6 protein-coding genes are annotated in these 7,432 nt (G+C 65.6%); 4 read left to right on the plus strand and 2 right to left on the minus strand.

Annotated elements, in window-relative coordinates:
• Positions 1 to 13 precede the first annotated feature (13 nt).
• A complete protein-coding gene (locus tag U1E69_RS16990; RefSeq protein ID WP_322245609.1) occupies positions 14 to 1,588 on the minus strand; it encodes a cation:proton antiporter family protein in 1,575 nt (524 codons plus the stop codon).
• 251 nt (positions 1,589 to 1,839) lie between these two features.
• Between U1E69_RS16990 and U1E69_RS16995 the strand changes: the two genes are divergently transcribed.
• The 3 genes from U1E69_RS16995 (at position 1,840) to U1E69_RS17005 (ending at position 4,551) form a co-directional block, all read left to right on the plus strand.
• On the plus strand, positions 1,840 to 2,592 hold the full coding sequence (locus tag U1E69_RS16995) for a DUF1194 domain-containing protein (protein ID WP_322245611.1): 753 nt from the start codon (positions 1,840 to 1,842) through the stop codon (positions 2,590 to 2,592).
• A gap of 44 nt (positions 2,593 to 2,636) precedes the next feature.
• Positions 2,637 to 2,846 (plus strand): nickel-binding protein, encoded by a 210-nt coding sequence (locus tag U1E69_RS17000; RefSeq protein WP_322245616.1) that lies wholly within the window; start codon positions 2,637 to 2,639, stop codon positions 2,844 to 2,846.
• A gap of 124 nt (positions 2,847 to 2,970) precedes the next feature.
• Positions 2,971 to 4,551 carry a winged helix-turn-helix domain-containing protein gene (locus U1E69_RS17005; RefSeq protein WP_322245612.1) on the plus strand — a complete coding sequence of 527 codons (1,581 nt, stop codon included), beginning with the start codon at positions 2,971 to 2,973 and terminating at the stop codon, positions 4,549 to 4,551.
• 66 nt (positions 4,552 to 4,617) lie between these two features.
• Here the strand turns inward: U1E69_RS17005 and U1E69_RS17010 are convergent, their stop codons facing one another.
• A complete protein-coding gene (locus U1E69_RS17010; protein ID WP_322245614.1) occupies positions 4,618 to 5,664 on the minus strand; it encodes an ABC transporter substrate-binding protein in 1,047 nt (348 codons plus the stop codon).
• Between the two features lie 399 nt (positions 5,665 to 6,063).
• Between U1E69_RS17010 and U1E69_RS17015 the strand changes: the two genes are divergently transcribed.
• Positions 6,064 to 7,305 carry an aminotransferase class V-fold PLP-dependent enzyme gene (locus U1E69_RS17015; RefSeq protein ID WP_322245615.1) on the plus strand — a complete coding sequence of 414 codons (1,242 nt, stop codon included), beginning with the start codon at positions 6,064 to 6,066 and terminating at the stop codon, positions 7,303 to 7,305.
• Positions 7,306 to 7,432 lie beyond the last annotated feature (127 nt).

Consider the following 7,432-nt stretch of genomic DNA (forward strand, 5'->3'; position numbering starts at 1 on the left):
CTTTCGCGCGGCCCTAGACCTCGATGAAGCTGGCGGGCTCGCGGTCGACCTCGATGGCGCGGCTGGCCTGGTCGGCAAGCCCGATCCCGGCCTGGTTCATCGTCTGGTAGATGTGGTCCGCCCCGGCGGTCTTCAGGCGCAGCACGTGGTCCTCGTACAGGGCGTGGGCGATGATCGGGCCGTGGAAACCCTTGGCGCGCAGGGCGCGGGCGGCGCTTTCCTTGGCCTCGACACTGTCCATCGCCAGGATAACGCCCTCGATCTGCGCCATCTTGAGCCCACGCCAGAAGGCAGCGTCCTCGACATCGGCAAAAAGAACGTTGCGGCCGGCCGCGGTGTGGCCCTCGACGCGGTAGGTGTCGGCGTCGATCCCGACGGTGCGGAACGGCCCGGAAATCTGGTCATAGGCGGCTGTCCCGGTGCGGCCCATGCCCAGGATCAGCACCGAGGCACGGCCAAGGTCGGTCGGCAATTCATCGCGGTGGACCCGACGCGGCTCGAACCCCTGCAGCCGGGGTTCCAGCCGTTCGAAGATGCGGTCGGCAAGCCGGTCGAGGGGCGCGGCCAGAAGGAAGGACAGGCTGACCGCCAGCGCCAGCGGCACCAGCCATTCGGGCAGGACGGCGGCGGCGACGATCAGACTGAACTCGCTGTAGGCGGTCAGGTTGGCGGCCGTCAGGAAGGCCGTCCGCGCGCGCAGGCCAAAGGCCAGGAGAAGCGCAAAGAACAACAGGCCCTTCAGCGGAAGCAGCAGGACCAGCACAAGCGCGATGATCAAGTCTTCCATCCCTGGCAGCCCGGACATCCCGATCTGCAGGAAAAAGCCGACAAGGAAGAGCTCTTTCAGGCCCCAGAGGGCGTCTGACAGCTCTTTGGCGCGGGGATGGGTGGACAGCAGAAGCCCCATGACCAGGGCCCCGATCTCGGCCCCCAGACCGACGGCCTGAAAGCCCGCGCCACCGGCGACCACGGCCAGAAGCATCCCGGCCAGGACCATCAGCTCGTCATGGCCCGAGACATCGACAAGCCAGTGCAGGACCGGACGAAGAAGCGGCAGGGCAGCCAGCAGGGCCAGAGCCCAGGGCGAGGGGGCCTGGCCGCTGTAAAGCGCCAGCACGGCAAGGGCGATGATGTCCTGGACGATCAGGATGCCGATGGCAGTGCGGCCATAGAAGGCGCCGATGTCGCGCTTGGCCTCCAGCACCTTGGCCGAAAAGACGGTCGAAGACAGGGACAGGACCACGCCAAGCAGGATGGCGGTGGTCCAGTCCAGCTGCAGAAAGACGACCAGGCCCGTGCTGAAGATGGCAGTGGTGATGGCCGAATGGATCAGCGCCCCCCCAAAGACCTGGGGCTGGGCCAGCTGGCCAAGGCGCAGCTTCAGCCCGACGGCGAAGAGCAAAAGAAGGACACCAAGATGCGCGATGTGGTCAAGGACCGCACCGGATTCCTCGGGCAGGCCCAGGCTTGGCCCCGCGGCATGAATCGCAAAACCGGCGGCAAGGAAGCCCACCAGCGGCGGAAGGCCCAGGCGGCGGACGGCAAGGCCGAAGAAGAACGCAAAGCTGAGGCTGATGACTTCGAACATGGGGAACCGGAAAGGATTGATCCGGAGTAATCGCGGAGTCAGTTTGGCGCAACCCGGGTTTCACCGCCTGGGCAGAAGGCAGTGACTGCACGGCGTGGAAAGACGGCGGGGCGTCGGCAGGATCTCTTCGGGTGCCGCCCCCGGGATGTCTGGCGCGCCCCGGATTTCACCAGAAATTCAGAACTTCGTCAGGACTTTCGCGCCGAACCGGACCAGCCTGAAACCCTTGTGGCTACGGCGTGGATTTCATCATGCGATTCATCATGCGCTTCCGCGGTCTGCTTCTTTCCCTCGCGCTTGGCTCTGGAGGTATCCCCGCCTCTGGAGCCTCTGCGGCCTGCCCGGACCTGGCGCTCGTGTTGGCGATTGACGGGTCGGGCAGCATCGATGACCAGGAGTTCCAGTTGCAGCAGCAGGGTTATGTGGCAGCCTTTGCCGACGGGCGGGTGCAGGCGGCGCTTGGCTCGGCGGGAGTGGTGGACGTGGCCGTGGTGCTGTGGGGCGACGCAGAGATGGAGGTGCAGGTCATTGCGTGGCAGCGCATCACGGCTCCCGGTGAGGCCGCCAGGGTTGCGCGCCGGATCGGGGCACTGCCGCGCAAGGTCACGGGCGACACCGGGATCGGCAGCGGCCTTTGGGCGGCGCTTGATCTTCTGGAAAGCGGTGCGGTCTGCGCAACGCGGCGGATCATCAACGTATCTGGCGACGGCAAGGAGTCCTTTGGCGCGCGGTCCCGTCACCATATCCCGCTAGCCCTTGCCCGCAGTCGCGCCGAAGCGATAGGCGTGACGATCAACGGGTTGGCGATCACGGTGGCGGGGCCCCAGCTTGAGACCTGGTACCGCGACAAGGTCATCACCGGCCCCGGTGCCTTTGTCCTTGCCGCCGAAAGCTTCGAAGCGTTCGGCGACGCGATCATCCGCAAGCTGGCACGGGAAATTTCCCCGCCGACCTTGGCTGCGGCGAACACCGGAAGGGAGGCGATGCCGTGTAGACATTTCTGATCGAACGCGATCTGGACGGGATCTCGGCGACGGATCTGCATGGGCTGGTCGCGGCCAGCCAGCGGCAGGTGGCACGGATGCGCGAGGAGGGAGACCTGGTACATTACCTCGGCTCGACATTTCTGCCGGGCGAGGGGCTGTGCTACTGCCTTTATCAGGCGAAGGACGAGACGGTGCTCTCTGCCCTGAACCGTGCCGCCCGGCTTCCGGTCACGCGGATCGTCCCGGCCATCGCGCTGGCGCAAAGTTCGTGAATGTCATTGGGCCGCGCAATCAAGGTTCTGGCCCGGTTCTGACGGCGTTGCCACACTCTGCGCCTTGCTAAAGCGGGGCAGAGGTCCGTAGGATTTGCCCGGTGAAGTGGGCAAGGGCCATCCTATGCCAGCCAGTCAGGTCAGTTCCGCCGACGCCACCGCGTTCCGGTTTGCCGGATACACCCTTGATCTGCGTCAGGGACGGCTTTTGGGGGCCTCCGGAGAAATCCAGCTGCGCCCCAAGCCGTTTGCGCTTTTGGGCTACATGGTCCGTCATGCCGGGCGGGTGCTGTCGAAAGCGGAATTGCTGGAGGCGGTCTGGCCGGACGTGATCGTGACCGAGGAATCGCTCTCCCAATGCGTCCATGCGCTGCGCGATGGCTTGGGGAAGGCAGGGTCTGATCTGGTCAAGACCGTGCCACGGCGGGGCTACCTGTTCGACCTTCCGCTGTCAGCCGCTGCGCAGGCCGGGGCGGTGGCCGGGCCGACTGCGGGTGATCCCGCGATCCTGACGCCGCGACAAAGCAGCATTGCGGTCCTGCCCTTCAGCGCGGGCCCCGGGGTGTCGCCGCAAGACCGGCTGTGGTTCGACGCTGTGGTGAATGATGTGATCAGCCAGCTGGCGCGGCTGCGCAGCTTTGATGTGATCGCGCGGGGCAGCACCTTCGCTTTGCGGCATCTGGCCAGCGATGTCAGGCGCGCCGGGCAGAAGCTGGGCGCTGACTACGTCTTTGCGGGATCGGTCATGCCGCAAGCCAAAGGCATCCGGCTGCAGATGGATCTGGTCAGGACCGATGTCGGCTCGATCCTCTGGACCGAGCAGATCGAGCTGGGGCGAGCAGGTTTTCTTGAACTGGTGGGGGCTCTGGTCGACCGGATCACGGTGGCGGTGGTAACGGAAGTTACCACGGCCGAGCGCAATCGGGCGCGGCTGGTGCCTGATCAGTCACTGACGGCCTGGCAGGCCTTTCATCGTGGGCAAGAGGCTTTTGGCACCAACACCCAGCCGTCGCTGATGCAGGCGCGCGCCTATTTCACACGCGCGACAGAGCTGGATCCGGGGTTCGTCCGGGCCTTTGCCGCGCTGTCGGAATGTCAGGCAACCCTCGCGCGGTCGCCCTATTGCACCGATGCCACGGCAGAGGCAGCGGCGGCGCGGCGAACTGCAGAGCTGGCCATGCGTCTGGACGAGGCGGCGCCCTCGGCCCAGTTCGCCTATGCGCATGCCCGCTGGTTGCATGGAGAGCCTGACATCGCACTGCTGCATGCCCGGCAGTCAGTTGCCCTTAGCCCAAGCTTTGCCGAAGGATTTGCCGAGATCGGGTTCTATGAGGCGCTCTATGGACAACCGAAAGAGGCATTCGCCAACCTTGCGCGGGCCGAACTGCTGAACCCGTTCAGTCCGTTCATCGACTCGATCCAGATAGATCGTGCCGTCGCGCATCTGCAATCGAACGACCTCGACGCCGCCGCGATGTGGGCGACAAGGGCAATCAGCCGTCGGGAAAGCTATCCGCAAATGCAGATCACCGGTGCCCTCGTGCTGGCGGCGGCAGGGCATCGTGGCGCGGCAGAAGTGATCCTGAGCACGCTGAACGATCAGGACGCCGCCTTCGATCCGCTGAAGATCTTCAAGCCACCATTCAGCCTTGCCGGTCCGGCGAAGGACCTTCTGTTGCGGGCTGTGACCGACCTTGGACTGTAAGCAAGCCAAAGCCAAAGAAGAACGCCCGAGGTTTCCCCCGGGCGTTTCGCGTTCCGTCAGTCGGGATCAGAACCCCGACTTGATCAGTTCGAATTCCTCGATCATGCGATCGCGAAGCTCGGTCGAGGGCGGCGACTGCACGAAGAGGGGCGTGGTCACCGGGTCGACGTAGGCGGCCTTCAGCGCTTCGGCCGGGATTTCGGCCATCGCTGCGTCGTTTGCCAGCGCATAGCCGATGGCATCCAGAAGCGGCTGGGCCGAGGAATGGGCCAGAAGCGAGTTGATGTGGTCGTAGGCCTTGTCCTCGACGCCGGGGGCGTCCTTCATGTTGACAAAGCCACAGTACCAGGTCGCGGCCCCTTCGGCCGGGGCGCGATTGAAGCCGACGGGGAAGTTTTCCGCCTGCAGGATCGCGACCGGGTCGTTCCAGGACCAGGCGACCTGCACCTCGCCCGAGGCCATCAGCTGCGACAGTTCCGACGGGTCGGACCAGTAGGCGCGGACGTTCGGGTGCACCTTGCGCAGCCAGTCGGCGGCGGCGGTGAACTGTTCGTCCGTCACATTGTCCCACGAGGTGACGCCGGTGGCCATGAAGGCCAGCGACCAGACGTCGTCGGTGTTGTCCGGCAGCGCGATGCGGTCAGCGTATTTTTCGTCGGCGAAGACCTGGACCGTTGCCACATCTTCCGCCGGCACCGTCTCGGCGTTGTAGGCGATCGCGGTGTAGGCATAGTCCGTCGGGATGAACCAGACGCCCTGCTCATTGGTGAAGGGCTCGACCATCCGGGCCGGGACATTGGCGAATTCCGGGATCTTCGAGGTATCCCAGGGCTCGATCAGGCCCGCGTCGATGTAGCGGGGGACGGCGGCGGCGCAGGGGTGGACCACGTCCGCCTTGAAGCCGGACGAAACTTTCTGGAACGCCTCGTCATCGTCGGCGAAGAAGACATAGGTCGGCTTCTGGCCGTGTTTGTCGACATAGGGCTGCAACATGCCGTCGATTTCCCAACCGGCCCAGTCCAGAACGGTGAACTCGGGGTCGGCGGCATGGGCGGCGACGGAAAGCGACAGCACCGAGGCTGCGCCCAGAAGGGCAAGGGATTTGCGGCTCATATGTGCTCCTCTGTGTGACAAGCAGACAGCGCCAGCGGCTGCCAGTTGTGCATCTTATTTGGTTATGGCGGGGCCCCCTCGGCACACCTCCGTTGAGAGAAGTTGGTTTGCGTTCTTCGAAAGGACAAGGGGAAACTGCGGGAATTTGCAGCCGTTGGCGCGGAAACGGGCAGGAATCCGTCTGACCTTGCGTCAAGGTGCCTGATTGGCGTGCGCGTCAAGGCTTGAGCGACGGCGGGCATGGGGCTTGCAGGGCCGGGGGCGGGACGCTAATCCTTTGATCGAGGCCGGGACAAGACCCGGCTCTGGCCCTGGGAGAGACATCCGGGGGTCTGGCTGGAAGACCTGCCGCGGACCGGGACATGCCCGCCTCGCGCGGGTATCCCCGACCGCGGCCCGATGGAGGAGCCGCAGGTGGCGCTTGATATAGATTTCGTCCGTTCGCAGTTTCCGGCGTTTCAGTCGCCGGTATTGTCCAGTCACGCGTTCTTCGAGAATGCGGGCGGCAGCTACCCTTGCGTCCAGGTGGTGGACCGCCTGACGCGGTTCTACCGGGACCGAAAGGTGCAGCCCTACGGCCCCTATCCAGGCGCGCAGGCGGGGGGTGCCGAGATGGACGAGGCGCGCACCCGGCTGGCCGCGATGATGGGCGTCGCACGCGAGGAAGTGTCGTTCGGACCGTCGACCAGCGCCAACACCTATGTGCTGGCGCAAGCGGTGCGAAAGTGGCTGGCGGGGACGGGCGGCGCGGTGGTCGTGACGAACCAGGACCACGAGGCGAACTCGGGCGTGTGGCGGCGTCTGGCCGAAGAGGGGATCGAGGTTCGGGAGTGGAAGCTGGACCCCGACACCGGGTCACTGGAGCTGCCGTCTCTGGCGGCCTTGCTGGCGGACGGGATGGTGAAGCTGGTCTGCTTCCCGCATTGTTCCAACGTGATCGCCGAGATCAACGATGTCGCGGCCATTTGCGCGATGGCCCGGGACGCCGGCGCGCGGACGGTGGTGGACGGGGTCAGTTACGCGCCGCACGGGTTCCCCGACGTGGCGGCGCTGGGCTGCGATGTGTACCTTTTTTCGGCCTACAAGACGTTCGGGCCGCATCAGGGGATCATGGTGCTTCGCGAGCCGTTCGGGATGGAGCTGCCGGGGCAGGCGCATTTCTTCAACCACGGGGTCTTGTACAAGCGGCATACGCCGGCGGGGCCGGATCACGCTCAGATCGCGGCCTGTGCGGGGATGGCGGATTATGTCGACGCGCTGGCTGGGCGGCACGGGATCGGTGGCGACGCGGCCGCGCGGAACCGGGGCGTTCATGACCTGATGCGGGCGCAGGAAGTGGCGGTGATCCAGCCCTTGCTGGACTACCTGGTGCAGCGGAACGATGTCCGGCTTTTGGGGCCTCGGGATGCCGGACGGCGGGCGCCGACCGTGGCGGTGGAACTGGACCGGGTCGCCGAACCTGTGTCCGAGGAGTTGGGACGGAACGGGATTGCCTGCTGGGCCGGGGATTTCTATGCGGTGCGGCCCTTGGAGGCGCTGGGGATCGACCGCGAGAAGGGCGTGCTGCGGATGTCGGCGGTGCATTACACCAGCGCGGAAGAGGTCGCCTTGCTGATCGCGGCGCTGGACCGGGTGCTGTGAGGTCAGCCTGACGGAGCGCTGACGCGCAAGCCTTTGCGTTTGTCCCTTGCGCGAAGATGCGCAAGGGACGGCGTTGGGGGCGCTTCGCCCCCCAAACCCCCCGAGGATATTTGAGCCAGTATGAAAG

It is taken from the genome of Tabrizicola sp. (genome assembly GCF_034366665.1).
Taxonomy (GTDB): domain Bacteria; phylum Pseudomonadota; class Alphaproteobacteria; order Rhodobacterales; family Rhodobacteraceae; genus Tabrizicola.